Raw genomic sequence first — 23128 nt, forward strand, 5'->3', positions numbered from 1 at the left:
AGTGAGGATAGTTATGGGTAAGAAGGAATCTGAGAAACCCCCTGTAGAAGGGCGGCTTGGAAGACGTAAATTCCTGAAATGGAGTGCCGCGCTCGGTGGGGTGACAGCCCTGTCGGGAACCGGTTTTTTTTATGGTCTTCGGTCTGTTGAGAGCGCTGAACCATTCGCCGATAAGGTTGTTTGGACATCCTGCAATGTGAATTGCGGCAGCCGATGTGCCTTGCGGGCTTTTGTAAAGGATGGCGTGGTCACCCGTGTCGAAACAGACGACAAGGGTGAAGATATTTATGGCGATCATCAGGTCCGTGCTTGTTTGCGCGGTCGTTCAATGCGCCACCGTATTTATGCGCCGGATCGTTTGAAGTACCCCATGAAGCGTGTGGGCAAACGTGGTGAAGGCAAGTTCGAGCGTATTTCCTGGGACGAGGCTTTGGATGGAATCGCAAAGAGTCTGGGCGATACTATTGAGAAGTGGGGCAACGAGTCCGTATATCTGAATTATGGCACCGGCAACCTTGGCGCAGTCATGTCCAAGTCCTGGCCGACTGGCTCCACTCCTGTTGCCCGTCTCATGAACTGTCTGGGCGGCTACCTCAATCAGTATGGAACGTATAGTGATGCACAGATCGACATGGCGTTGCCGTACACCTTTGGTAAGGGGTGGGTTCGTGGCAACCTCTTGTCTGACATCGTCAACAGCAAGCTGGTGGTGTTGTTCGGCAACAACCCCGCTGCCACACGCATGAGCGGTGGTGGTCTTGTGCATGATGTGATTCAGGCCAGGAAAAAAGGGTATGCGCGGATTATTGTCGTTGATCCTCGTTTTACGGATACAGCCACAACACTGGCTGATGAATGGATTCCCATCCGTCCGGGCACCGATGCAGCGCTAGTTTGTGGTCTGGCCCATGTGATGATTTCCGAAAATCTGGTTGATAATGATTTCATCAAGCGGTGTACCGTCGGCTATGACGAAGATTCCATGCCTGAAGGCGTGCCTGCCGGTAATTCTTACAAATCCTACATTCTGGGCACGGGCAAGGACGGTCAGGCAAAGACACCGGAATGGGCTTCGAAGATTACGGGTATTCCCGTTCGCCGTATTGTCCAGCTGGCCCGTGAAATTGGTCAGGCAGAGCCTTGCTATATCTCTCAAGGGTGGTCCGTACAACGTCAGGCCAACGGTGAAAACAACTGTCGTGCCATCAGCATGTTACCTATTCTTACAGGCAACGTGGGAGTGCAGGGCGGTAACACCGGCGCCCGTGAAAGTGGGTATGGAATCCCGTTTGCTCCTTTCCCGGTTCTTCAGAATCCGGTCAAGACATCCATATCCTGTTTTACCTGGACTGATGCCATTGAACGCGGCACGGAGATGACTGCGAAAAGGGATGGTGTGCAGGGACGTGATCGTCTGGAAGCACCTATCAAGTTTATCTGGAACTATGCTGGCAATTGTCTTGTAAATCAGCATTCAGACAGCAATCGGACATCGGAAATTCTTGCTGACGACAGCAAGTGTGAAACCGTTGTGGTCGTTGATAACTTCATGACGCCAAGCGCTAAATTTGCTGATTATCTTCTTCCTGCGACTTCAAACCTTGAAGAGGATGATTTTGCTCCTCAAGGTTTTTCTTCGGAAATGGGCTACGTTATTTTTGCAGAAAAAGTCATTGAGCCACTTTTTGAAAGTCGTACCATTTTTGATATCTGTGCAGGTGTAGCCAAACGTCTGGGTGCGGAACAGAAATACACTGAGGGACGGACCCGTGCGCAATGGGTTGAATATGTCTATCAGAAGTCTCGCGAAAAATTGCCCGAGCTTCCCGCCAAGCTTGAGGATGCCTTTGCCATGGGATTGTATAAGCGTGAAAAGCCCGGTTTGCCTCCGGTTCCTTACAAGGAATTTCGGGATGATCCTGAAGGCCATCCCTTGAGGAGTCCTTCAGGTAAATTGGAAATCTTTTCCAAGCAACTTTGGGATATCGCTCATGAATGGGAACTCGCCGAAGGCGATGTCATATCCGGTCTTCCGGAATACGCTCCCACTTGGGAAGGCGTTTCTGATCCTTTGAGAAAGGAATTTCCTCTGCAATTGATTGGTCATCATTATAAACAACGCACGCATTCCACCTACGGCAATGTGGACTGGCTGAAAAAAGTCGCGCCACAGGAACTCTGGATCAATCCCATGGATGCCGAAGAACGAGGCATTGTCCACGGCGGAAAGGTCAAGGTCTTCAACGCTCGAGGCGTGGTTTACACCATTGCCAAGGTCACACCCCGCATCATGCCAGGTGTTTTGACCCTGCCTGAGGGGGCATGGTTTGATCCGGGCAAGGATGGAGCTGACCACGGTGGCTGTGTAAACGTTCTGACGACACTTCGTCCTTCACCGTTGGCAAAGGGGAATCCCCAGCATACCAACCTTGTACAGGTCGAAAAGGCGTAAGGGAGACTGATTGATGTTAAAAAGACCTGCATTTTATTTTGATATGGAAGCATGCACGGGATGTAAAACGTGCATGATCGCCTGCATGGATAAGAATGATCTCCCTGATGGCGTTCTTTTCAGGCGTGTTACTGAGTATGCTGGCGGCGATTGGATGAAAGACAAAAACGGTGCATATGAACAGAACGTATTCGCCTATTACCTGTCTGTTTCGTGCAACCATTGCGAGAATCCCATCTGCGTTCGTTCATGTCCGACTACGGCCATGCACAAGGATGAAAATGGTATCGTCAGCGTCGATCACGACAAGTGTGTTGGCTGTCGTTATTGCGAATGGGGTTGTCCCTATTCTGCCCCACAGTATAATGCCAAAAAGGGCAAGATGGAAAAATGCGACTTCTGTCGTGATTATCTGGAGCAGGGCAAGCCACCGGCGTGTGTAGCAGCATGTCCCACTCGTGCTCTTGAGTTTGGAGAATATGAAGATCTGGTCGCCAAACATGGAGCGTCTCAAGTTGTCGCTCCGTTGCCTGACCCGTCTATCACATATCCCAACCTGATTGTTTCGGCCAACCGCAATGCGCAACCGGCTGGATCACGTCTTGGTACAATTCAAAATCCTGAGGAGGTGTAACAATGCTCTTTAATGAATGGAGTCTGGTCATTTTCACCATCCTCGTACAAACCGCAATTGGTATGTTGTTGGTGTCTGAAGTCGCGCGGGTTATTTCGCCGTCTTCTGTTAGCAAGAGCTTCTCGTGGCAGCTTCCGACAATCAGTCTGGTGACAGGTGCTTCCTTGTTGTTTTCCTTAGGACACCTTGGGACCCCTATGCACAGTGTCTATACGATACTCAACGCTGGTTCTTCATGGTTGAGTCGTGAGATCCTTGCCACCGGAGGCTTTTTTGTCTCGGTTGTGGCTTTGGCTGTCATTCGCATGAAATCGCCGGAAGCCAAGGCAACCGGAGTATCTGTGGCCGCCAGTATTCTGGGACTTGTCACTGTGTTCGTCATGTCCAGAGTATACATGCTGCAAACCGTACCCGTCTGGGACAGCATTTCAACCATGCTGGGTTTCTATGGCACCATGTTGATTCTTGGTTCCATTGCGGGCGGCGTACTGTTTGGTATCCAGACCAACAAGGGCGACGAGCTTAAAAAAGGCGATCATATCCGTATTGCTGGTGCATTCATTGTTGCAGCCATACTGGGGTTGGGATTGAAGTTTATCGGCATACCGCTTGATATGATTTCCCTTGATGCAACGAATAATCTGGGCGTTTCCGGTATTGATATACTGACATCGGGAGGAACATTCCTGTTCGTTGCCTGTGTCGCATTGACCTTTTTGGGAACGGCAGTGTTTGCATGGGGTATCTACAAGATCATTGCATCCAATGAAATGAGTGCCATGACCAATCTCAGCCTGTGCGCCTTTGGGCTTGTGCTTGCTGGTGAGATTGTCGCCAGACTCATGTTCTACGGGACCTACCTTCGAATCGGACTGTAATATACAAATATGGCCCGAGGAGTAATTCCCTCGGGCCTTTGGAAAATCATGGAAACATCAGATACATATTTTGCTGCGGCCATAGTATGCGCTTTTTTCGGCAGAGTCTTTTCGCACGACCCAGAAAAAGAATTCATTTCTCAGGTTCGTGATGAAAACCTTTTGGAAGAATGGCCGCTGGAAACATCCGTTGAAGATAAGGCCTCCCTTGACATGCTGATCTCCTGTATTGCCGAGCTTGATGAGCAGGGCATGGCCCTTTTGCAGGATGATTACACTGCGTTGTTTGTCATTCCTGATTCCGCTGTACCTGTGTGGGAGTCCGTCTGGACGACCAAGGAACGGCTCCTTTTTGGTGACCCTACATTTGCAGTACGTGAGGCGTACGCCCGTTACGGAGTTGTTGCGCCCAAGCTGAACAATGAACCGGACGATCATATCGGATTGGAGTTGGATTTCATGGCTCGTTTGTTCGCTTTGTCAGCAGATGCGATGGAGGCGGGCGATACTGTCAAAGCCGATGAGTGCGCTGAAGATGCCAAAGCTTTTTATCAAGATCACATTGGGAAATGGGCAAAGGAATGTCTGGCGGAAATCGAATCAAAATCGGTCACGGAGTATTACACCTCAATGGCCCGACTGTGCATGAGTCTGGTGGATTCTTTGCCCCGGATATTGGCTCAATAATTTTAGCTCGGTAAGCTGTATGCCGTACCAACCGGTTTTTACGGAAAGCACATGTCTCCGGTTTAAGGGGGGAGACTGCTCTTTGTGCGCCGATGTGTGTCCTTCAAAGGCAATTTCTCTTGCTGATATTTCGTGTTTTATCGGAGATATTTGTCTGGCATGTGGCGCCTGTGCTGCGGTTTGTCCTGTTGATGCGGTGACGCATAATGCAGCAGGGCGTCTCCTGAAAAAAATCACCTCTCTCTGTCCAACTGTTACCATTTCTGTGGGGTGTTTTGCCATCCCCTTTGCCCCTGAGGGAATGGTACAGTTGGATGGTTGCCTTTCTGCTTTCGGGATGGATGTCTTGGCAGCTATGGCTCTTGCTAATGTTGAAACCCTTCGATTTGTGCATGGCGATTGTGCGAAATGTACAAAAGGAGATCAATGTCGTCTGTTTGCCAGAAATCTGGATGCCTTTCGTCTGGCATGTCCTGCCGTTTCTGCAAAAATGCACTGTGTTGAGAAAAAGAGTTCTCGCCCAATGAGTGCAAACACCATGTCCCGGCGAGGGCTGTTCAATCTGTTCGGTTCCCGGAAAGAGGCAGTGCCCTCTCAAGTGAAGGCCGATAAGTCGGTGTTTTTACATACCCAGACAACTGGTTTCAAACGACTCAGATTGCATACGGCATTTCGTTTGTTGTCGTGTGCAGAGCATGTGCCCGAACCCGTGCGAATTGCAGAGATGGAAGTTGTCCAGTCATGCACCGGGTGTGGGACTTGCTCCAGAGTTTGTCCGGTGAATGCGCTGGAATTTATTGTCGAGAATAATGAGTTTTCAATCCGATTTACTGCATGGAAATGCGTTGATTGCAACCTGTGTGTCAAATCATGCCTTTCTGAAAGTATACAGCGTCGTCCAGCCGTTTCCGTATCATTGACGGATGAAACTCCTCATATTCTGTATTCAGGCTCGTTTCAAACGTGTAAACGATGCAAGGCTGCGTCAACAACGTTGACCAATGGATATTGCACTGTTTGTGCGCATAAGCTGGGGGTATGATTTACTCGTTCTTTTTATTCTACCAAAGATGCTTCAAGGGCTTACGTTGATACCGTAAGCCTTTTTTTTATGGTGTTTTTTTTGTTCCCATACACATCGGTTTTCCAAAGTCTTTGGAAAACTCTCCGCTCTTGGTGGAACTTTCCAGAAAAAACGTAAATATGAACAAGTTTATTCGAGTGTAACTTACTGGGATAGAAGGGGCTTTTGTTCTTATGCATTATGGTATCCATCTTGCTTTTGCGTTTGAGGATAAGTGAATCGACCATAACAAAAACGTAAAGGAGAATTTGAATGGAAAAGGGATTCGGTGCCAGGATTGGCAAACATCAGTGGCTCCTGCTTGCCGGAATATGTCTGGGAGGGGTGTTACTTATTTCTGCCGCCGTAGGGGCCGGGTCAGAAGGTGATGAGGATGAAGGAAATAGTTTGTGTCTATCGTGTCATGTCATGGAACAAACAGTGTATCCTGAGTTCAAAAAAACAAAACATTTTAACAACTCGTCAGGTGTTCGAGCCAAGTGCTCATCCTGCCATGTGCCGCAACCCCTGATACCCATGTTGGAAAGAAAGGCCGCATCGGTTTCCGAAATATTCAGTTGGATGGCTGGCACCATTGATACTCCTGAAAAATTTGAAGAAAATAGACTGAGACTTGCAAAAAGTGTGTGGGCTGATTTTAAAGAAAGCGATTCTCGCGAATGCAAATCCTGCCACAATGTCACTGCTTTTGATTTTACAGCTTTCAAGAAGCCGGAATCTGCTAAGACGATGCAAAAGGGCTTGCAGGATGGGCAGACGTGTATTGATTGCCATAAAGGTATTGCCCATACCATGCCGGACCTCTCTGCCGGATTTAGAATGTTGTATGAAGAAATCCAAAGTGAGGCCAAGAACGGCGACTTTGATGTCGAGGCAGTTTATCCAATCAGTGTCGCCAGTTGCTTTCTTGAAAAAGATGGCTCCAAAGCTGGCAGACTTCTTCCCCTTACCAAACTTGAAGTACTCGAAACATCCGGTGACTGGGCCAAAGTCCGTGTTCGTGGTTGGCAGCAGATCGGGGCTGAACGCGTCATTTGTGAAGCTCAGGGGCGGCGTGTTTTCGCGGCTGCCCTGAGTAAGAAAGTGCTCGATACAGTCAAAGGCGGAGAACCCATGGTTGACCCTGAAACCGGGCAATCATGGCGTAAGGCTGAATTCGACTGCTGGATAAAGGTTGGAGAATTCGTGGCTGATATTGACCGGTTGAACAACTACGGCAGTGAACTTCATGCGGCAACGTGTGGTGGATGCCATGCACAGACACCGGCCAGTCATTTTACGGCCAATCAGTGGATTGGCGGCATCAAATCGATGGGCAACAGAGTGTCATTGGACAAGAATAATTATCGGCTTTTGCTGAAATATCTCCAGATGAGAGCATCTGATGTCACCGGAGAGACTCATTCATAAAGAGGTTTTGTATGCTGAAAGAAGAAAAGAACACCATGATCAATAGGCCGTTGATTCTGACGTGGATCGCAACATTGTTTGCACGCGAACTCACTCTGGACGATGTCGAAAGTTACAGGAACGGCAAGGGCCGAGTACTTCTCGATACGATTGCAGGTGAGATCCCTGAGGCCGTTGAACTTGAACGTATGCGGTCTATTCTTCAGGGACCCGGAACATACGAGGATACCGTGTTGGATTTGGCGGGTGCATTCTCGTGGCTTTTTCATGGAGTCGGGGGGCCAAAGGCTGCGCCTACGCATTGGCATGACTGGTCGGAGGAGTCCGACGGTTCGCAAATGAATTGTATTGATACCTGTGCGGAACTCATGTCCCGATGCGGACTTGGACCGGCTTTGGAAAGCGATGAGTCTGCTGATCACGTGAGCGTGCAGTTGGAGTTTCTTGGTTATCTGGAAGCGCGGTCAGCGTCTGACCCTGATGGGCCATGGAATGAATATCGTGATCAATTGGTGCGTGATCAAATCAATGCATGGCTTCCTTACTTTTTGACTGCCTGTGAACGCAATGATCGAAACGGTTTCTATGCCGCTTTGGCAAGTTTTACGCGAAGGATCTTATCGGATTCTTTGACGGGCAGTGCAAATTCTACTCATGCAGCACACGCTGCCTAACTACACATTACGGAGGTAATTCTTGTGACACAATCGAATCAGAACAACAGACCAGGAATGTCGCGTCGTCAATTCCTCGGTTATTCCGCAGCCGCTGGTGTTGCGACATCGTTGTTGGGACCATCCATGCTCGGGACAGCCATGGCCGGAAGCCCTGAAATGAACGCAGGTTCCTGTGCTACTTTCTGGGGCATTTTCAAGCTTCAGGCTCAGAATGGCAAGATCGTGAAATCCGAACCTTTCGGCAAGGACAGCTCCGTCAACGAGATGACCACTAATATGCCGGGATACGTTCATTCTCCCGCTCGTATCAAGTACCCCATGGTACGCAAGGGCTTTCTGAAAGATGGTTACAAGTCTGATACTTCTGAACGAGGTAAAGGCGAGTTTGTTCGAGTCAGCTGGGATAAGGCCGGTGAGCTGATTGCCGACAACCTTTATCGTATAACCAAGGAGTATGGACAGGATTCCGTCTATTCCACTCCCAGTGGGTGGTACATGTTGGGTAAGGTTAACTCGGCAGGCGCCTGCATGAGCCGTCTTTCCAACTTGATGGGTGGTTTTGTCCGTGCCGTGGGTGATTATTCAACCGGTGCTTCGCAGGTCATCATGCCGTATGTTGTTGGTAATATGGAAGTCTATAGCCAGCAGACTTCATGGCCCGTGATCGTTGAAAATTCCGATGTGGTTGTCATCTGGGGCGGAAATCCGATGAACACGTTGCGCATCTCCTGGCCAGCTCCGACCCATAAGGGAATCGAGAGTTTTGAGGAGTTGAAGAAGCGCGGCAAGCGTCTCATTTTTATTGATCCGACCCGTAACGAATCCATTCAGGAATTGGGCGGCGAATGGATTGCTCCGCGTCCCAATACCGATGTCGCCATGATGTTGGGCATTGCGTATACGGTTCATGAAAAAGGACTGACAGACAAGTCGTTTATGGAAGAGTATACAAGCGGCTTCGACAAGTTCCTTCCTTATCTGCTTGGTGAATCCGATGGTCAGCCAAAAACACCTGAATGGGCAGAATCCGTCTGCGGTGTGCCCGCCAAGACAATGCGTGAATTGGCCGAAGTTTTTGCCAAGAACCGTACGATTTTGATGAGTGGTTGGGGTATCCAACGTGCCGACCATGGTGAGCAACCTCACTGGATGTTGGTAACTTTGGCGTGCATGCTCGGTCAGATCGGTCTGCCCGGTGGTGGCTTCAGTATTGGTCATTTGTATTCCAATCAGGGAACTCCGTTTGCAAACGCTCCGAGTGTCCCCGGTATGTCCGGCGGCAAGACGCCTGAAGGTGCTCCTACACCGATTCCCACCGCACGGAATATCGATATGCTGCTGAATCCCGGAAAAATTATTGATTATAATGGTCGCAAGGTGAAATATCCCGACATCAAGATGATTTACAACGGTTTTGCCAACTCCCATACCCGTCAGCCGCAACGTGAATCCGCTATCAGGGCATGGCAGAAACCCGAGTGCATTGTTGTTCATGAAATGTTCTGGACACCCACCGCACGGATGGCAGACATCGTGCTGCCTATCTCCACGCCAGCCGAGTGCATGGATATGACGACCAGTGAAGACGGACGTTTCCTGATTCCGTTGAAGCCAGCTATCAAGCCGCAGTACGAATCCAAGCCGACCTTTGATGCTTTTGCCTTTGTCGCAGGCAAGCTCGGTATTGGTTCTCAGTTCACCGAGGGCAAGAGTGGCGCACAATGGCTTGAATCCTTCTATAATCAGGCCATGGCTGATGCAAAACGTAAAGGTTTGACCATGCCTGCCTTCAAGGAGTTCTGGGACAAAGGTGAAATTCTTGAATTCAAGGTGCCCGAATCCGCCAAGACGTGGGTTCGTTATAATGAGTATCGCGAAGATCCGCTTCTTGAGCCGTTGGGAACGCCTTCCGGCAAGATCGAAATCTATTCCAACGCGATTGCCAAAATGGGGTATGATGACTGCAAGGCGTATCCTTCTTGGATTGAGCCGACCGAGTGGCTTGGATGCGAGAAGGCCAAGACCTATCCTTTGCATTTGATGACCTCTCACCCCAGACATCGCCTGCATTCGCAGATGAACCATGTGAAGGCACTCCGCAAACTGTACACTGTACAGGGACGCGAACCTGTGTGGATCAGCGTGGAAGACGCCAAGGCCCGTGGAATCAAGGATGGCGAGGTTGTACGCATCTTCAATGATCGTGGTGCCGTTTTGGCAGGAGCCATGGTAACTGACAACCTTCGTCAGGGAGTCGTTCGTCTTTGTGAAGGCGGTTGGTATGATCCCATCGAACCGGGAAAATCTGGGTCTATGTGCGCTTACGGTAGTGCCAATGTCCTGACTCTGGACAAGGGAAGCTCCAAGTTGGCGCAAGCAGTCAATGCCAACACCAGTCTGGTGCAGATTGAGAAATACAAGGGTAAACTGCCTGAAATAACTGTGTTTGATGCACCCAAGGGTACAATGTAACCGGTTTTCATTCAGTCGGTATCAAAGGCCTTCCTCGATTCCTCCTGAGGAGGGCCTTTTTCTCTGCTATGAAAATACACCCTTTTGAATGAAAAGATCTTTGGCTTGTAGCCGAAGGTCTTTTTTTCTCGTTGACTTATTTCTGCTTCGTAGGTGATAATAGTTACTTGGATAATAACCTTGTTAGCGAAGGAGAAAATATGAGTGAACGAACTGGAGTTATTACTTTTCAAGGGAATCCGTTGACCTTGGTTGGTCCCGAAATCAAAGTTGGGGACATTGCTCCTGATTTTACTGTTGCCGCCAATGATCTGTCTCCTGCCACTTTGGCCGATTATGCAGGTAAAGTGTTGATTATCGCAGCTGTGCCGTCTTTGGATACTCCCGTGTGTGACATGGAAACCCGTCGTTTCAATACCGAGGCTGCAGCCCTTGGCGATGATGTTAAAATTCTGACTGTCAGCATGGATCTGCCGTTTGCACAGGCCCGTTGGTGCGGGGCAGCAGGAGTCGAAGCCGTCCAGACATTGTCTGACCATGCCGGCGCTTCCTTTGGTGAAAACTGGGGGACGCTTATCAAGGAACTGCGCCTTTTGACCCGTGCGGTTTTCGTGGTCGGCAAGGATAGAAAGGTCGAATATGTCGAATATTTGAAGGAAATCACTGAAGAACCAGACTATGCAACAGTCCTTGAGGCCGTACGAAAAGTTATTGGCTAGCAGTTTTGTCTCATTAAAATAGTCCGTCTTTCTTGAAGGAAAGGCGGATTTTTTTTGTTGCATACTTCATCCACTTGTTTTGCTGCTCTGGACCTTGGTTCATGGCTGGGGTATATCGAAACGCATGTCACGACAGACCATTATATTGATCGAAGATGAAGTCGCCATCGCGGATGCTGTTTCGTTTGCATTGCAGCAGGAAGATTTCCTTGTGCGGCATTATACGCTTGGGCGGGAAGGGCTGGCTGATTATCATGCACACGGGGCCGACCTGATTATTTTGGATGTCGGCCTGCCGGATATTAGCGGGCTTGCTGTGTGTCGGGAATTGCGGATTGAGTCTCGTGTTCCGGTGATCTTTTTGACAGCCAAGAGCGATGAGATCGACAGGGTGATGGGGCTGGAGATTGGTGGGGATGACTATGTAACCAAGCCATTCAGCCCGAGGGAGTTGGTCGCTCGCGTGCGGGCCATACTCCGTCGAACCAACGGGGAACCGATGGATGTCGTCACGCCTTTCGTCTCGACTTCAGATGCGCTTTTTCAAGTGAATGAAGAGAGTGGCGTTGTGATTTTTGCCGGGGTCGAGCTTTCATTGACCCGTCATGAATTTTTTGTCCTTGCGACTCTCCTTTCTCAGCCGGGGCGTGTGTTCAGTCGTTCTCAGATTATGGAGCAGGCATGGGAATCTCCTGAGACCAGTTTGGAGCGATCTGTTGATACCCACATAAAGTCATTGCGTGCCAAGTTGCGCGAGGTTCTTCCCGATGTTGACCCTATCGTCACCAAACGAGGCTTTGGGTATACCATTGAGGTGGACCAAACATGAGTTTGCGTTTGCGTCTGTTTATAGCCTTTGCCGTCATGGTCGGGTTGAGTCTGTTTTTTGTGCTCGATATTGTGACCGATGAACTCAAGCCAGCCATGCGTCAGTCCATGGAAGAAACACTCATTGATACCTCCATCATGCTCGCAGAGTTCGCGCGTGAAGACTTTCGTGAGGGAGTCTTCAAGGATGGGCATCTACTTGAGGCTCTTGATCGGTATACCAAAGCCAGTCCTGATGCACTCGTATGGGGTGTGCGCAAACAGAAAACCGACCACAGGATTTATGTCACTGATGCACGCGGCACAGTGCTTTACGATTCGGATGGAGGCAAGGCTGTTGGCCGAGATTATTCCCGGTGGAATGATGTTTATCTGACATTGCGGGGTAAATACGGGGCGCGTTCCACCCCCTCCGGTGAGGATGGAAAGTCGGTCATGTATGTGGCGGCACCAATTTATAATGATGCCAATAAACTGGTTGGTGTTTTGTCCGTTGGCAAGCCTACTGCCAGTATAGAACCGTATTTCATGAAGGCGCGGAACACTATTATTCAGGCGAGTGTCTCATTGTTTCTTGCCGCGCTTGTTGTTGCCCTGTTGTTGGCATGGTGGCACGGGCGAGATGTAACTCGGTTGGTTGCATATACCGATGATCGTGCTCGAGGACGGCAAACACGACAACCACGGCTTGGTGCGTCGGAGATGAAACGCCTTGGTGCAGCCGTGGAAAAGATGCGCGTGGAATTGGAAGGCAAAGAATATGTGGAACAGTATGTTCATTCGTTGACCCATGAGTTGAAATCACCAATCACCGCCATTACCGGGGCCGTTGAAATTCTTGAATCACCTGATTTAAGTGATACGGATCGACGACGTTTTCTGCATCATATCGGCGCGGAAAACAGTCGTATGAGACAGATTATCGAGCGGTTGTTACTTTTGGCTTCTCTTGAGAAGCAGGAGGCTCTGAACAATCCTGCCGAAGTGGATATTGCAACGCAGTTGAACACTCTGCTTGAGGCCCAAGAAGTGCGGTTGTCTGCGTCGAATATTACTCTTGAGCGCCAAATACCTGACTCTCTCCTCTTGCTGGGGGAGGGCTTTCTCATCACTCAGGCATTGGATAATTTGTTGGGTAATGCTTTGGACTTTGTTCCTCAAGGTGGAACCCTTTCGGTGTTGGCGTATAGTGAAAATACGGGTGCCGTTGTTGAAGTGACGAACTCTGGTGATCCCATCCCGGATTACGCCTTCGATAAGATTTTTAATCGGTTTTATTCACTTCCCCGTCCATCAGGCGGTATGAAGAGTACAGGGCTGGGATTGCCTTTTATTCGCGAAGTAGCCGAGTTGCATGGCGGTAGCATCAAGCTTGAGAATATCGAAGGTGGGGTGCGCGCCATATTGCGTCTTGCCGTGTAAAATTCCATTCCACATCAAAAACACATATTCGCTTCACATTTATCCCACAGGCCCGGTGCAGGGTCTCCTTGACGGTAACGAAATGAGAATTCGTCCACAAAAGGAGACGTTTGATGAAAGGGTATCTGGGGAAATTTTTTGTGATTACGGTCCTGTCTCTGTTGTGCCTTATTCCATTGAGCATGGTGGAAGGGGTGATTTATGAACGGGATCAATTGCACCGGGAAGTCGGGCATAAAATAGCATCGCAATATGCGGGATACCAGAGGTTGACTGCGCCGGTGCTGGTGGCAAATTATACAGTGGAAGAGGTCTCCTCCAGAGTTGTCATCGACGAGTTGACCAAGGAACAAAAGAAAGAAGAATTCAAGACCGAGAAGCGAGAGCATCTGTTTTTCGTGCCGAAAAGTACAAGAGTTAAAGGTGTGCTGCGCCCCAATGAGCTGCAACGCGGCATTTTTTCCATTCCGGTGTATACTTCCAAAATTCAGATTAATGGCACTTTTTCTGAAATTAAATTGCCGCAAGTCGGTCAGGTGGTGGATGGAAGACCTGTAATAGCTGTTTCATCCCTGACTCTTCTTATGCCTTTGAAGGAGCCTCGTGGCATTTCGACTCCGCCTTTATTGCAATTGAATGAGCGTGCAATGGACGTTCGCCCCAGCCATGAAAATTCGTTGATAAAGCAGTGGCCCACGGGGTTTTCGGCTTCGGTTGACCCCAGAACGGTGGAAGGACTTGCTTCAGTTTCTTTTTCCATGACACTTGATCTTCATGGTTCTCATGATTTGAGCTTTATTCCTTTGGGCGGTGAATACTCGGTAGATCTCCAATCCATTTGGCCGCATCCTCGATTTGATGGCGAGTATTTGCCTGCTACCCGTGAGGTGACACGGACCGGCTTCAAGGCACATTGGTCTGTTACGGAATTCGCCAACAGTGCCGGGTTGGGTGGCAAGGAATTGTTGAGTTGGGATCGTCCGGCGTTTGGCGTGGAACTGATAGATCCGGTGGATATTTATACTCAGTCTGAGCGGGCTGTGAAATATGGATTCCTGTTTATTTTGTTGACGTTGGAGTTTTTTCTTCTCTTTGAAGTCTTGCGGGGAATGCGAATTCATGTGGCCCAATACCTTTTTGTGGGGGCTGCTTTAACCATTTTTTATCTGCTGCTGATCTCTTTGGCTGAACATATTGGATTTGGGTTTGCCTATCTTGCGGCCAGTGTGGCGTGTGTGTCAGTGCTTACGGTGTATGTCCGCAGTATGGTCGGGAAAATGAAGGTTGCCATCGGATTTGGATGTGCCATTTCAGTTTTGTATGGTGCGCTTTATTTCATCTTGCTTTCGGAACAGTATGCATTGGTGCTTGGTTCCGGGCTGTTGTTCACGATATTGGCTGCGACGATGTTTTTGACCCGTAATGTAGATTGGTACGAACTGGAAGGCTCAGTGGATTATACGAAGATGTTTCGCAAAAAGAAGAAGGTTGAATAGATCGTTTATTGAATAGCAAAGCCCCTTGCCGAGTTGGCAAGGGGCTTTTTATTTTGGTCGCTATGAAATTGATTCTCTGCATCAGGCGTTCAGCGGAGTCAGGACAACTTCCTTGTTTTCGTTGAATTGCAGAGAATACGTTTTCCCATATTTTTCCAGAAAGTCTTCTTCTGCGGTGAACGGAACACCATTTATTTCAATTTGTACATCATCATCTTCATCCGGTTCGTCCATGCCCAGACCGAGCACTATTTTCGCGTGTCAGCCTCCGCCGACTTTGTATTCGCGCAGTCGAATACAGGTTTCCTCATCTTCGTCTTCAAGCATGGCCCGGAGCTTTTCAAGCATTTCTTCCGGGACGGTCAGTTCAAACATATCGTTACCCTCGTTGATTGTGGTTAGAATCTGACGGGCTTGAGCCCGTGTGTGGCAAATGTTCCAGTATGGTAGTTGATGATTTCATCATCGGCGTTCTCTGCCTTTTGCAGTGAGTCGGGGTGGAGAAGCAAATCGGCGCAGATGGCTGTCGCCGATTCCACGTAATCGAGACAGACTCCTTTGGAATCGGAATTTGGATCGCGGTCCTTGCTCAAATCCCGGCAACAGATGCTGCCGTATTGAGTCAAGAAACGATCATATAATGCCTTTGATGCCTTTCGAACTTCATCATCATCGGTGGGCAGGGGGCCTTTTCCGAGAATGAGACTTTGGGCCATGACCGCACCTGCCAATGCGCCGCAAACACATCCCGCATCGCCGATACCACCACAGAATCCTTTGGATATCGCAATGAGAATGTCTTGTGACAAGCCGCCGTCGAATTTCCGGTTGATGACCGTGAGTACTGCCTCGGAGCAGCACATTGAGCCATTGCCGTATAATTCTCTGGCTGTCGTGCCGGATTGTATAATGAGGCGTGTATCCTGGGAGCGGGGTTCCATCGTGTGTCCTCTCTGATTGCCTATACAATCACGGTGTTGAGGCCGTGGTTTGCAAATCGTTCGAGAATGACATCCAGTTGTTCCGGCGTGTATTCGCCAGACATGCGGTAGGCCCACCCGAGAGCGGCGTATTTGTTGCGGCCAAAAGCGTGACACGGCATGACTTCGATTTCAGGGCTATCAAATTCCTTGAAGAATTCTGCCATGGCGGCGATATTTTCGTCTGAATCGTTCATCCCCGGCATCAGGGGCATGCGGAGGCGGACCTGTGTTTTTGAATTCAAGGCGGTTCGCAGATTGCGCAGAATTATTGTATTGTCTTGTCCTGTTAATTTTTTGTGCTGTTCAGGGTCCATGTGTTTGCAGTCAAACAAAAAAAGATCAGCCAATTCAATGGTTCTATCAAAGCGTTCAACGGGACAGAAACCGCAAGTATCCACGGTTACATGAAACCCTTCCTCATGTGCAGCACGTACCATATCCAAAAAGAATTCTCCGCCGGATGTTGGTTCTCCTCCGCCAAAGGTAACTCCGCCGTCAGAGTTTTCATAGAACAGAGCGTCTTTGCGCACGACATCCATGACGTCTTCAACGGTCATTTCCTTACCGGACATTTCACGGGCTTTGCTGGGGCAAACTTCGGCACATTTGCCACAGTCGGTACATTTTTCGAGGTCACGGCCGAATTTTTCGTCCATTGGCATGACGGCTCCGTTGGGGCAGATCTCCATGCAGGCTCCGCATCCGGTGCACAGTGATTCAAAAAACATCATCTGCGGGGAGGATTTTTGAGATTCCGGATTACTGCACCAGAGGCAGGAGAGCGGACAGCCTTTCAAAAAAACCGTGGTTCGTAACCCCGGGCCATCCTGAACAGACATTCGTTGGATATTGTAAACCATTCCCTGACTCATAAGTGTCTCCGCAGATAGTTGTTTTGAGTTTTACCATGGGGGCAGGCGTGTCCCCGTATTGAGTGTGTCGAAAAAGGGGGCAGGGTGGGGCCGATAGTGTGGAGGGCAACCCCACCCTGCGGAGTGCTTTACCCTTTAGGAGTTGTATTCCGTACGTTTGATGATTTCATTCTGTACGCCCATGTCCAAACGAGTGAAGTAGGCGCTGAAACCGGCAACGCGGACAACCAGATCTGAGTATTCTTTCGGGTTGACCTGCGCATCTTTCAGGGTCTTGGAATCCACGCAGTTGAACTGGATGTGGGAGCCGCCGAAGTCGCAGTATGTCTTGATTAGAGACACCAGTGTGCGTGCGCCCTGTGGGCCTTCCATGATAGAGGGAGAGAACTTCACGTTGAAGTGGTTTGCTCCGTAGCGGACTGTGTCGATGGCTTCTGCGCCGGACTTGATGAGAGCGGTGATGCCTTCATGGTCAGTACCGGGCATTGCGGAGACACTGCCGTCAGTCAGTGCGACACCAGCCTTGCGTCCGTTGGGCAGAGCGCCCATGAGTGCGCCGAAGTAGTTGTGGTAGGACAGGGAGTATGCGTCCAGCGGAGTGCGGTAGCCGAAGCAGTCCGGTCCTTGAGCATGGTGGATAGCATCAACATCTTTGTAGTACTGCTGCACAAAGCCTTCTACTTCTGGTTGGTCGTTGCCATGCTTGGGTGCTTCAAAACACATCTTGCGGATGTCTTCGCAGCCTTCGAAGTTTGATTTAATGGCGTCAAGCATCTCTTGCATGGTCAATTTCTTCGTATCGAAGACAAGATGCTTAATGGCGAGCAGGGAGTTCGCGGCATCAATACCAGCAGTCATGATGGGATTGACCTGCGGGAAACGGGTACCGCCGGCTTCTTCGCAGACACCCTTTTCGATGCAGCCGTCGTACATGGCGGAGCGGAAGACGCTCGGAACGACCTGAAGTCTGGCCATTTGGCTCAGATCAGAGTGCTTCCGAGAGATGTTGAAGAGATGGTCGAGCTGTTTCTTGTAGGCATCGTACACCTCGTCAAAGGATGTGAATTCGGCGGGATCGCCGGTCTCAACACCAACTTTCTTTTTGGTGACAGGGCATTTACCGTTGTTCAGCATGACTTCGACGATTTTTGCGAGGCAGGGCTGGTCTTCCTGAGTGATGAAGCTGCCCTTTCCGCAGATACCTGTGGAGACACAACCATAGTTACCGCAGTTTCTGGCGTCTTCCAGAGAGATGCCGCCTTCGTATTGACCGAAGCGGGAGAGGTTACGCTGAATAACCACGTTGTTGTTCAAAATCTGGGGCTGGCCGGAACCGCCGCGGATGCACTCTACAACTTTCTTCAGGTAGGAGTCTTTCATCTTGGGATGATAGAGCAGGGTCAGCGTGGGCTGAATGTTCTTCATTTTGACCTGAGTATCGAGCAACATTTCTTCCAGCTCGGTGCTGGCATCGTTGCCGTCGGCATCCACACCACCGATGGTGATGCTCTGTCCTGTGTGGCCGGAAAGGGTGAGAGCGTATGAATTGCCCTGATATTCAGCCAGTTCAAGGTGCTTGATCCATTGGAATTTGAGCAGAGTGGAGACCTGCTCACGTGTGAGGTTGCCTTCGTCGATGTCTTTTTTGAAGAAGGGGTACATGTACTGACCGTAACGACCGGGGGACGTTGCGCATGCCATCTGTTCGATTTCAATGGCCAGATGGATGAACCAGAAGGATTGGATGGCCTCGCGGAAGTTGCGGGCCGGGAATTCTGGGACGCGGCGGCAAATCTCAGCGATTTCCAACAGCTCTTTTTTGGTCTTGGGATCGCTTTCATCGGCAGCGGTCTTTTCGGCGAGGTCTGCATAGCGGTGAGAGTGGGCGATGACAGCTTCCAAGGTGACGAGCATTGACCGATACAGGTCGTGCTTTTCCTTGTTTTCCAATGTTGTGGGGCAGTCTTCAAAGCGCTTTTTTACATCATCAATGAGCCAGCGCAAACCCTTGTTCAGAGCCATGGGGTAGTCGGCGATACCGGAACCACTCGCGACACTGACATTTTCATAGTACATGCCAGCTTTGGCGTACGGCTTGGGGTTGATGCCGTACTTTTCTTTGAACAATTTGTTGTTCAGATCGATGCAGGTGCGGCCTTTCCACAGTTTGTAGGTCTTTTCCAGCAGTTCCTGTGTCTCGGCGGGAATCTTCATTTCGCCAAGAGAAGCCATTTTGGCCATCTGCATTTCTTCTTTGATCCAGGAAACGTTCCATTCGGGGTATGCATATACACCGGCTCGCACGCCAGTCAGTGTACCAACGATGGGGTTGCCGTCGAGGAAGATGTTCTTTTTGGTCAGAACGCGTTCAAATAATTTTGCGCGGATATAGAAAGTGGATTCTCCCTGATATTCTTTATAAACTTCATTCAGGAATTGCAGACGTTCAGGGTCCATTACCTGCGGAGCGTTCATCAGGAAGTTTTTGAGTTCTTTGACACGGTCTTCAGCGGTGTTCCAGTCGATGCCATATCCCATGGAGGGGGTAGCAGAGGATTCTGAATCTTTTATCATGGAAAGATTGGTCATTGATATCTCCTGTTTGTGTAAGATTTTCCCTGAAGAAAATTGAAAGCGGTGTTCGTTCGCTTGTTCTTTTTGTCACTAGCAGGAGGTGTGCCATGTGGTGATTTGTCTTTTAATTTGTATTTAAATATTTATTATAATAAAGTTTATTCTTATTTTAAGTCTTTTTTGAGATAGTGAAAAAAGTTTTTTTTTGTAAAAAAAACTTTCCTTTTTAATAAAAATTTTTCATTGGAGTCGCGGAAGCGCAGTTGTTAATATTTATATTTCCATTGCCCACACTAAATCTGAAGAGGTCGTGAGATATGTATTTTGACGAAAAAAAGTTCCTTAATGTCAGTCGTGAAAGCGTTTTGACACCTTCCATGAAAGCCATCTGGGATGATATGGGACTTGGGGTCGCCGTTGTAGATGCCAATGGCATTTGCGAATACATGAATCCCATTCAGAGTCAGGTGGACGGTTTTGGACGGATACCTGTGGTTGGGCAACACATAACAAGTCTTTATGTGCCACACGAGTTGGAGTGTATTCCCACCATGGAATGTCTACAGAAGGGGCGACCGCTTCTCAAGAAGAGTTATTTTTACAAGACGACAAATAATTATCTTGCCAGCACGGTTTCTGATTTCTTTCCGCTGTTTGATAACGGAAAAAAGGATGGCGTCATTGCCTTTACTATTTGGACCGGCACGACGTCACTGGTGAAGAGACAAAGGCGTCCTGCCAAGGCGATTGTTCCTGGGCGAAGCTCTTATGAATATTATACATTCGACAGTTTGGTCGGGAAAGATGATGCCCTGATTGAAGTGCTGAACGAAGCACGGACGGCAGCACTGGCGCCGTCTCCAGTGATGATTTGGGGAGAAAGTGGCACGGGTAAGGAATTGTTTGCCCAGGCTATTCATGCCGCGAGTGATCGGTGCGACCATTCTCTTGTCCCGGTGAACTGTGCTGCCATCCCTGAAAATTTGTTGGAGGGTATTCTTTTTGGCACGGCCAAGGGCGCATATACTGATGCTGCTGACAAGCCGGGGCTTTTTGAAGAAGCCGATGGCGGAACATTGCTTCTTGATGAGTTGAATTCCATGCCCATGGGATTGCAAGCCAAACTCCTTCGAGTGCTCCAGGAAAAACGTGTGCGTCGGCTTGGGTCGCGTACAGAAATACCAGTGGACGTGCGAGTTATTAGTATTTTGAACGTCGATCCTCTCTACGCCGTGGAGCAGAATATATTGCGGCGAGATTTGTTTTATCGCCTTGCTGTCGTGGGGCTTGCCGTGCCGTCCTTGAGTCAACGTAAGCAGGATATTCCGTTGTTGGCGCGAACCTTCATTGACCGTTCCGAACAGCGAAAGGGAATGAGAGCGATCAGCATTGATGAAGATGTTCTTCGTATGTTTAGCGATTATGAATGGCCGGGAAATATCCGCGAGTTGCTGCATGTTATTGAGGGAAGTCTCGCTTTGATTGGAGATCGTCTTTCAATCGATTGGGGGTGCCTCCCGCGTCATTTTCGAGATGCTTGCAGAAATGCAGCCGCACCGCGAATTACCGAGCCTTTGCTCTCTGAATCTGGGGTGAAGCAGTCGGTGGAGAAGGCTTTTTATGATTATCATGCCGTTAAAAGGAGTAGTGTGATTCCACTCAAGGGGTGTGTGCAAGAGTATGAGGCAGAATGTATCCGTAATGTGTTGCGGGTAACAGGCGGTAATGTGGCCAAGGCCGCACGGATTATGGAGATCACAGGTGCTGGTTTACGGTACAAGATAAAGCAGCTCAATATTGAAGAAGAGGATTAGGCGGAAAGTGGGACAACGGCATGCGAGCAGGGGAGGTATAAGCCTCCCGCTACTCACGTATGTCTTTTTACAGCAATGAACGTCCCAAACAGACAACGCCTGCCAGTACAATGACGGCCATGAGAACGCGCCTGAATGTCTCGACATTGATATGTTTCACAACAGGGAATGCGCAGAATGTTCCCAAGATGGTGGCTGGAACTCCATACATGACATAGTCGAGTAATGCCGGTGTATACAAGTCGGCTGAAGCTTGTAGAGCGCAGGTCATGGTGCCTCTGATGACGAAGAATACGCCAAGGGTTCCCAGAAAGACCCGAGGTTTCCAGTTGACATATAGTCCATACGCTCCAATGGGCGGGCCATCGAATGAAATGGCTGTTCCCAATAAACCTGCTCCGAATCCAGCCGCTCCACCTCGTCCCCATGATTCCTTATGGATTTTTTTTACATGGAATGTTTGTTGCCAATAAACATAGTAGAGGAGCAAAGCGCCGACGGCTCCCTGTAAGATGGCACCTGAGACAAATTGAAGGATGAACAGCCCAATAATGGCTCCGGGAATGGACCCGACGAGCATGGGCCATAGAGCTGATACACGGCAATGGCGGAAATGCATGCATGCTATGCAGCCATCCATGATGACATTCAGGATACAACTGAGCGGGATGAGGTCATGCATGGGTATGAACATGGCGGCCACAGGGACTGCGACCATGGCTCCACCGATGCCACTGACGCCGGAAACAAAGCCACCGACAAACCATGCACAGAAAACCATGATGTATATTGGATCAGGCATCTGACGGTTTCCCTATCGCGTGTGAATGGTGTGCGGTCAGGTTCGATTCACAGTTTATTAGCGAGCCGTGTCCCAGTTTGACCATCAGGAGCTCATAGCGTTCCTGAACCAGATTTTGTTTTTCCTTTTGGGCGTTTTTCACGCAGATTTCATACGCATTCATGGTCGAAGTGGAGTAAGTCTCAAGCTCACAGCCGAGATAACGACAAAAGCTCTCATGGCCGTCGGGGTGGATTGTTTGGGGAAATTTTTGTGCGACTTCTTTGCGCCATGTGCTTTCTACAGCGACGATTTCCTTGATGCGTGGGTCTGTGCTGATGGACGGAATCAATTGGTCCATCAGCGCATATTTTTCGGTCATGAAGTTGCGTCCATATTCTTTCGCCCGTTGCAAGTCGTTGCGGTAGGAGCGGAGAAAGTCTTCCGAAAGAACTCCGTGAGTGATTTCACGCATGATGCGAAATGATTCAGGCCGCTCTTGGCACATAGAAGTGCCACCTTGATTTTTTACCGCAAGGAACATGTACAATTCGAGGTCTATGATTTCATTAATGAGGTTTTCGTGAGTATTTTCTGACATCGTTTTTCCTTATTCCCCGAAGTTATATGAGCATGATTGTGTGCGGGGGCGTTGGTCTGTTTGCTGTCTGTGTGTTGTGTTTCGATTTAACGCAAGTGCGATGTGGCAAGGAGAGAAAATCTCTTTGCGGCTTTATGAAAAAAAGAACGAGCATCGTTGTGCAAAGCTGATGCCGTTTTTGTTTTTTGATCTTCCGTGTCGTTGGAGTTTTATTGAAAATCTTTAACATACTGAAATTAATGAAAGATACAATATTTTTTTTATTGTATGTGATCTTTTCAATTTCATTTTTTTGCTGGTAGGTGTGTGGAAAAATATTTCGGAAAAGAAAAGATTTTTTTTCAAAAAGATATTTTTTTTTATTTTCGATGAGGAGTACTTAGGCGTGTGCTGCGAAATAGTTAATATTTTTAGGTGTCTAGATAGATGGTGAAGAATTTCACGTAGTGGCATTGTCTTTGCTTATACACAGCAAGCAATTTACAAATTTGCTTTTACCTGAAGATATTGAAAACGCGGAGGACCTGTTCGCCCCTCTGCAATGACACAAAGACCATGGGGTTCGCTCTGGATTTTCAGAGTTCATGGTCGCCAAGTGGCTGGACGTATTTGTCCTTACGTCTCATGGCAGAGGCGTTGCCAGCATCGAGAAGTGTGTTGGCAGTACCGCTCTGAATGCCTGTCTGTATTGATTTGATGATTGATACAGGCATCCACAAAGAACTCCTTAAATTGAAGAGAGTT

Annotated in this window: 20 protein-coding genes; 13 read left to right on the forward strand and 7 right to left on the reverse strand. The window is 49.0% G+C overall.

The window, feature by feature from the left end; translation table 11 throughout:
• Positions 1 to 13 precede the first annotated feature (13 nt).
• From SYK_RS00480 to creD, 12 genes are all read left to right on the forward strand, one after another.
• A complete protein-coding gene (locus tag SYK_RS00480; RefSeq protein ID WP_281761667.1) occupies positions 14 to 2452 on the forward strand; it encodes a DMSO/selenate family reductase complex A subunit in 2439 nt (812 codons plus the stop codon).
• A gap of 13 nt (positions 2453 to 2465) precedes the next feature.
• The gene (locus tag SYK_RS00485) at positions 2466 to 3086 is read left to right on the forward strand and encodes a DMSO/selenate family reductase complex B subunit (protein ID WP_281761668.1); all 621 of its coding nucleotides are present in this window, start codon (positions 2466 to 2468) and stop codon (positions 3084 to 3086) included.
• 2 nt (positions 3087 to 3088) lie between these two features.
• Positions 3089 to 3964, forward strand: coding sequence for a dimethyl sulfoxide reductase anchor subunit family protein (locus SYK_RS00490; RefSeq protein ID WP_281761669.1), 876 nt, complete (start codon positions 3089 to 3091; stop codon positions 3962 to 3964).
• 48 nt (positions 3965 to 4012) lie between these two features.
• Positions 4013 to 4651 carry a TorD/DmsD family molecular chaperone gene (locus SYK_RS00495; protein WP_281761670.1) on the forward strand — a complete coding sequence of 213 codons (639 nt, stop codon included), beginning with the start codon at positions 4013 to 4015 and terminating at the stop codon, positions 4649 to 4651.
• A gap of 82 nt (positions 4652 to 4733) precedes the next feature.
• Complete coding sequence (locus tag SYK_RS00500) at positions 4734 to 5693, forward strand: 4Fe-4S dicluster domain-containing protein (protein WP_281761671.1); 960 nt, start codon at positions 4734 to 4736, stop codon at positions 5691 to 5693.
• Positions 5694 to 5987: 294 nt separating this feature from the next.
• Positions 5988 to 7145 (forward strand): NapC/NirT family cytochrome c, encoded by a 1158-nt coding sequence (locus SYK_RS00505; protein ID WP_281761672.1) that lies wholly within the window; start codon positions 5988 to 5990, stop codon positions 7143 to 7145.
• A gap of 11 nt (positions 7146 to 7156) precedes the next feature.
• On the forward strand, positions 7157 to 7819 hold the full coding sequence (locus SYK_RS00510; RefSeq protein WP_281761673.1) for a TorD/DmsD family molecular chaperone: 663 nt from the start codon (positions 7157 to 7159) through the stop codon (positions 7817 to 7819).
• Positions 7820 to 7876: 57 nt separating this feature from the next.
• Complete coding sequence (locus tag SYK_RS00515; RefSeq protein WP_281761674.1) at positions 7877 to 10294, forward strand: molybdopterin guanine dinucleotide-containing S/N-oxide reductase; 2418 nt, start codon at positions 7877 to 7879, stop codon at positions 10292 to 10294.
• Between the two features lie 200 nt (positions 10295 to 10494).
• Complete coding sequence (gene tpx / locus SYK_RS00520) at positions 10495 to 11013, forward strand: thiol peroxidase (RefSeq protein WP_281761675.1); 519 nt, start codon at positions 10495 to 10497, stop codon at positions 11011 to 11013.
• A gap of 124 nt (positions 11014 to 11137) precedes the next feature.
• The gene (gene creB / locus SYK_RS00525; protein ID WP_281761676.1) at positions 11138 to 11842 is read left to right on the forward strand and encodes a two-component system response regulator CreB; all 705 of its coding nucleotides are present in this window, start codon (positions 11138 to 11140) and stop codon (positions 11840 to 11842) included.
• Positions 11839 to 13263 carry a two-component system sensor histidine kinase CreC gene (creC, locus tag SYK_RS00530; protein ID WP_281761677.1) on the forward strand — a complete coding sequence of 475 codons (1425 nt, stop codon included), beginning with the start codon at positions 11839 to 11841 and terminating at the stop codon, positions 13261 to 13263. Before creB ends, creC begins: the two co-directional genes overlap by 4 nt.
• 113 nt (positions 13264 to 13376) lie before the next feature.
• Complete coding sequence (gene creD, locus SYK_RS00535) at positions 13377 to 14759, forward strand: cell envelope integrity protein CreD (protein WP_281761678.1); 1383 nt, start codon at positions 13377 to 13379, stop codon at positions 14757 to 14759.
• A gap of 81 nt (positions 14760 to 14840) precedes the next feature.
• On the opposite strand, the gene SYK_RS17735 is transcribed toward creD, so the two are convergent.
• The 4 genes from SYK_RS17735 to SYK_RS00555 form a co-directional block, all read right to left on the reverse strand.
• Complete coding sequence (locus SYK_RS17735) at positions 14841 to 15008, reverse strand: hypothetical protein (protein ID WP_281761679.1); 168 nt, start codon at positions 15006 to 15008, stop codon at positions 14841 to 14843.
• 149 nt (positions 15009 to 15157) lie between these two features.
• The gene (locus SYK_RS00545; RefSeq protein ID WP_281761680.1) at positions 15158 to 15700 is read right to left on the reverse strand and encodes a C-GCAxxG-C-C family protein; all 543 of its coding nucleotides are present in this window, start codon (positions 15698 to 15700) and stop codon (positions 15158 to 15160) included.
• Positions 15701 to 15720: 20 nt separating this feature from the next.
• Positions 15721 to 16614 carry a glycyl-radical enzyme activating protein gene (locus tag SYK_RS00550; protein ID WP_281761681.1) on the reverse strand — a complete coding sequence of 298 codons (894 nt, stop codon included), beginning with the start codon at positions 16612 to 16614 and terminating at the stop codon, positions 15721 to 15723.
• 135 nt (positions 16615 to 16749) lie between these two features.
• Positions 16750 to 19203, reverse strand: coding sequence for a glycyl radical protein (locus SYK_RS00555; protein WP_281761682.1), 2454 nt, complete (start codon positions 19201 to 19203; stop codon positions 16750 to 16752).
• 302 nt (positions 19204 to 19505) lie between these two features.
• On the opposite strand from SYK_RS00555, the gene SYK_RS00560 reads away from it, so the two are divergent.
• Positions 19506 to 21002, forward strand: a complete 1497-nt coding sequence (locus tag SYK_RS00560) for a sigma-54 interaction domain-containing protein (protein ID WP_281761683.1) — start codon at positions 19506 to 19508, stop codon at positions 21000 to 21002.
• A 67-nt stretch (positions 21003 to 21069) separates the two neighbouring features.
• Here SYK_RS00560 and SYK_RS00565 read toward each other — a convergent pair whose 3' ends face one another.
• The 3 genes from SYK_RS00565 to SYK_RS00575 form a co-directional block, all read right to left on the reverse strand.
• Positions 21070 to 21804 (reverse strand): sulfite exporter TauE/SafE family protein, encoded by a 735-nt coding sequence (locus SYK_RS00565; RefSeq protein ID WP_281761684.1) that lies wholly within the window; start codon positions 21802 to 21804, stop codon positions 21070 to 21072.
• A complete protein-coding gene (locus tag SYK_RS00570) occupies positions 21797 to 22384 on the reverse strand; it encodes a DUF4125 family protein (protein WP_281761685.1) in 588 nt (195 codons plus the stop codon). Before SYK_RS00570 ends, SYK_RS00565 begins: the two co-directional genes overlap by 8 nt.
• Positions 22385 to 22959: 575 nt before the next feature.
• A complete protein-coding gene (locus SYK_RS00575; protein ID WP_281761686.1) occupies positions 22960 to 23097 on the reverse strand; it encodes a hypothetical protein in 138 nt (45 codons plus the stop codon).
• Positions 23098 to 23128: the final 31 nt, after the last annotated feature.

The sequence above is a fragment of the Pseudodesulfovibrio nedwellii genome (assembly GCF_027923765.1).
Lineage (GTDB): Bacteria > Desulfobacterota > Desulfovibrionia > Desulfovibrionales > Desulfovibrionaceae > Pseudodesulfovibrio > Pseudodesulfovibrio nedwellii.

What these genes read in the sequence shown, in the direction of transcription:
- SYK_RS00480 (WP_281761667.1), top strand. Translation starts at nt 14, where the DNA reads ATGGGTAAGAAGGAATCTGAGAAACCCCCTGTAGAAGGGCGGCTTGGA.
- SYK_RS00485 (WP_281761668.1), top strand. Translation starts at nt 2,466, where the DNA reads ATGTTAAAAAGACCTGCATTTTATTTTGATATGGAAGCATGCACGGGA.
- SYK_RS00490 (WP_281761669.1), top strand. Translation starts at nt 3,089, where the DNA reads ATGCTCTTTAATGAATGGAGTCTGGTCATTTTCACCATCCTCGTACAA.
- SYK_RS00495 (WP_281761670.1), top strand. Translation starts at nt 4,013, where the DNA reads ATGGAAACATCAGATACATATTTTGCTGCGGCCATAGTATGCGCTTTT.
- SYK_RS00505 (WP_281761672.1), top strand. Translation starts at nt 5,988, where the DNA reads ATGGAAAAGGGATTCGGTGCCAGGATTGGCAAACATCAGTGGCTCCTG.
- SYK_RS00510 (WP_281761673.1), top strand. Translation starts at nt 7,157, where the DNA reads ATGCTGAAAGAAGAAAAGAACACCATGATCAATAGGCCGTTGATTCTG.
- SYK_RS00515 (WP_281761674.1), top strand. Translation starts at nt 7,877, where the DNA reads ATGTCGCGTCGTCAATTCCTCGGTTATTCCGCAGCCGCTGGTGTTGCG.
- tpx (WP_281761675.1), top strand. Translation starts at nt 10,495, where the DNA reads ATGAGTGAACGAACTGGAGTTATTACTTTTCAAGGGAATCCGTTGACC.
- creB (WP_281761676.1), top strand. Translation starts at nt 11,138, where the DNA reads ATGTCACGACAGACCATTATATTGATCGAAGATGAAGTCGCCATCGCG.
- creC (WP_281761677.1), top strand. Translation starts at nt 11,839, where the DNA reads ATGAGTTTGCGTTTGCGTCTGTTTATAGCCTTTGCCGTCATGGTCGGG.
- creD (WP_281761678.1), top strand. Translation starts at nt 13,377, where the DNA reads ATGAAAGGGTATCTGGGGAAATTTTTTGTGATTACGGTCCTGTCTCTG.
- SYK_RS00545 (WP_281761680.1), bottom strand. Translation starts at nt 15,700, where the DNA reads ATGGAACCCCGCTCCCAGGATACACGCCTCATTATACAATCCGGCACG.
- SYK_RS00550 (WP_281761681.1), bottom strand. Translation starts at nt 16,614, where the DNA reads ATGAGTCAGGGAATGGTTTACAATATCCAACGAATGTCTGTTCAGGAT.
- SYK_RS00555 (WP_281761682.1), bottom strand. Translation starts at nt 19,203, where the DNA reads ATGACCAATCTTTCCATGATAAAAGATTCAGAATCCTCTGCTACCCCC.
- SYK_RS00560 (WP_281761683.1), top strand. Translation starts at nt 19,506, where the DNA reads ATGTATTTTGACGAAAAAAAGTTCCTTAATGTCAGTCGTGAAAGCGTT.
- SYK_RS00565 (WP_281761684.1), bottom strand. Translation starts at nt 21,804, where the DNA reads ATGCCTGATCCAATATACATCATGGTTTTCTGTGCATGGTTTGTCGGT.
- SYK_RS00570 (WP_281761685.1), bottom strand. Translation starts at nt 22,384, where the DNA reads ATGTCAGAAAATACTCACGAAAACCTCATTAATGAAATCATAGACCTC.
- SYK_RS00575 (WP_281761686.1), bottom strand. Translation starts at nt 23,097, where the DNA reads ATGCCTGTATCAATCATCAAATCAATACAGACAGGCATTCAGAGCGGT.